Genomic DNA, 2,160 nt, shown 5'->3' with positions numbered 1-2,160 from the left:
TCACACAACGAACACCCCAACAGACCCCCCACACCCCCCCCCCCCCCCCCTTTCTCTGGCCCAACCCCCCCCCCCCCCCCCCCCACCACCGTCATGTCCGCTTACGTTCTTCCCGCTGCGGGTCGCCGGACCGAACGGTGACCGTCGTCGTCACGGGAGAACGGGGGTGTGCTCATGCGGATCGGACTGCTCACGGAGGGTGGCTACCCGTATGCCGCCGGTGAGTCCGGCCTCTGGTGCGACCGGCTCGTGCGCGGGCTCGCCCCCCACGAGTTCGACCTGTACGCCCTCAGCCGCGACGCCCGGCAGGAGGCCGGCGGCCGGCTGCCGCTGCCGCCCAACGTGCGGAGCGTGCGCACCGCGCCGCTGTGGACCGCCGGCGACGAGGGCCGCGGCCGCCTGCGCGGCGGCGGCTGTGGATACGGGCGCGGTTACGGGCGGCGCGAACGGCGCCTCTTCGAAGAGGCGTTCCGGGACCTGACCGAGGGCGTGTGCGCCGACGACGCCCTCCGTCCCGGGGCCGGCCAGGAGATCCCCGAGCGCTTCGCCTCCGGGCTCTACGCACTCGCCGAACTCGCCCGCGCCCACGGCGGACTGCCGGCCGCGCTCCGCTCCGAAGCCGCCGTCCGCATCCTGGAGTCCGCCTGCCGCGCGCCCGGCGCGCGCCGGAGCGTCGCCGCCGCCACCGTCCGCGACCACCTCGCCTTCACCGAGCAGCTGGAGCGCGCCCTGCGCCCCCTCTCGCTCGGCTGGTACGCCGAGGACGAGGGCCCCGACGGGCTCGGCGGCCTCGGGCTCGTCGACCTCTGCCACGCGGCCTCCGCCGGGGCCGCGGCGCTCCCGGGTCTGCTGGCCAAACGCTTCTTCGGCACCCCGCTGCTCGTCACCGAGTACGGCGTCCAGCTCCGCGCCCACTACCTCGCCGCCGCGGGCGCGCCCCTCGCCACACCCGTACGGGCCCTGCTCGCCGCGTTCCACGGCCGGCTCGCCGGCGAGGTCTACCGCCAGGCCGCGCTCCTCACCCCGGGCAACGCCCACGCCCGGCGCTGGCAGGAGCGGTGCGGCGCCGACCGGGCCCGGCTCCGCACGGTCCACCCCGGCATGGACGCCGAGCGCTTCGCCGAGGTCGGCGAGGACGAGGAGAGCGGCGACCCGGCCACCCTCTCCTGGATCGGCCGGGTCGAGCCCGCCAAGGACCTGGTCGCCCTGCTCCACGCCTTCGCCGAGGTGCGGCGGCAGCAGCCCGACGCCCGGCTGCGGATCATCGCCGCGCCGGTGCGCGAGCCCGGCGCCGCCGCGTACCTCGCGCACTGCCGGGGCCTCGCCGAACAGCTCTTCCCCGACGAGGCCGCCGGTGCCCACGCCGTCGGCGAGAACCCCGTCTCCTTCGAGGAGCTCGGCGGACCCGAGGCCCCCACCCTGGAGGAGGCCTACGCCGCCAGCGCCGTGGTCGTGCTCTCCAGCGTCGTGGAGGGCTTCCCGGTCGGTCTCGTCGAGGCCATGTTCTGTGCCCGGGCCACCGTCTCCACCGACGTCGGCGCGGTCGTCGAGGTCATCGGCGGCACCGGGCTCGTCGTCCCCCCGCGCAACCCCAAGGCGCTCGCCGACGCCTGCCTCGCGCTGCTGCGCGACCCCGAGCGGCGCCACCGCCTCGGCGCCGCCGCCCGCGCCCGCGCCCTGGAGCTGTTCACCGTGGAGCAGAACCTGGCGGCGTTCCGCGGCATCTACCTCGAACTTCTCTCCCACTCGCCGGTCCGCCGCCGCACCACCAGCGGCGTGCCCTTCGCCCACCCGGCCGAGGCCCATGTGCCGGGCAGCTGGGCGGACCAGCCGGTCACCGCGACGGCCGGCGCGGGAGATCCCGATGCCTGAAGGAGGCACACCCATGCGCGGCCCCGCCGCTCCCACCAGCCCCGGCCCCTGGGACTCCCGCTCCGAGGCCCTGCTCGGCGCCCCGGCGCTCGCGCGGGCCGCCACCGCGCGGGCCCTCCCGCCCGGCGCCCTCGACCTGTCCGCCGCGCCGGCCACCGCGTCGGCCCACCACCCGACCGCTGCGCCGGCCGCGGCGCCGGTCGCGGAGGCGACCACCGGGCCCGCCGCCCAAGCGGCCGGCGATGCCGTGCCCGAGCCGCCCGCCGGGCATGCCGAAGCGATTCAGCA

General features: G+C 77.5%; 1 protein-coding gene and 1 pseudogene. Both read left to right on the top strand.

Annotated features, from left to right (window positions below):
* Nucleotides 1-174 precede the first annotated feature (174 nt).
* The gene (locus ACFWJO_RS36670) at nt 175-1,872 is read left to right on the top strand and encodes a DUF3492 domain-containing protein (protein WP_386872399.1); all 1,698 of its coding nucleotides are present in this window, start codon (nt 175-177) and stop codon (nt 1,870-1,872) included.
* Between the two features lie 13 nt (nt 1,873-1,885).
* Nucleotides 1,886-2,160, top strand: a pseudogene (locus ACFWJO_RS36665) (hypothetical protein); the annotation flags it as partial.

Source organism: Streptomyces sp. NPDC127092 (assembly GCF_042722475.1).
In the GTDB taxonomy this organism is placed as follows: domain Bacteria; phylum Actinomycetota; class Actinomycetes; order Streptomycetales; family Streptomycetaceae; genus Streptomyces.
Note: the sequence above shows the minus strand (reverse complement) of the source record. Positions and strands in the feature narration are given on the sequence as shown.

What these genes read in the sequence shown, in the direction of transcription:
- ACFWJO_RS36670 (WP_386872399.1), top strand. Translation starts at nt 175, where the DNA reads ATGCGGATCGGACTGCTCACGGAGGGTGGCTACCCGTATGCCGCCGGT.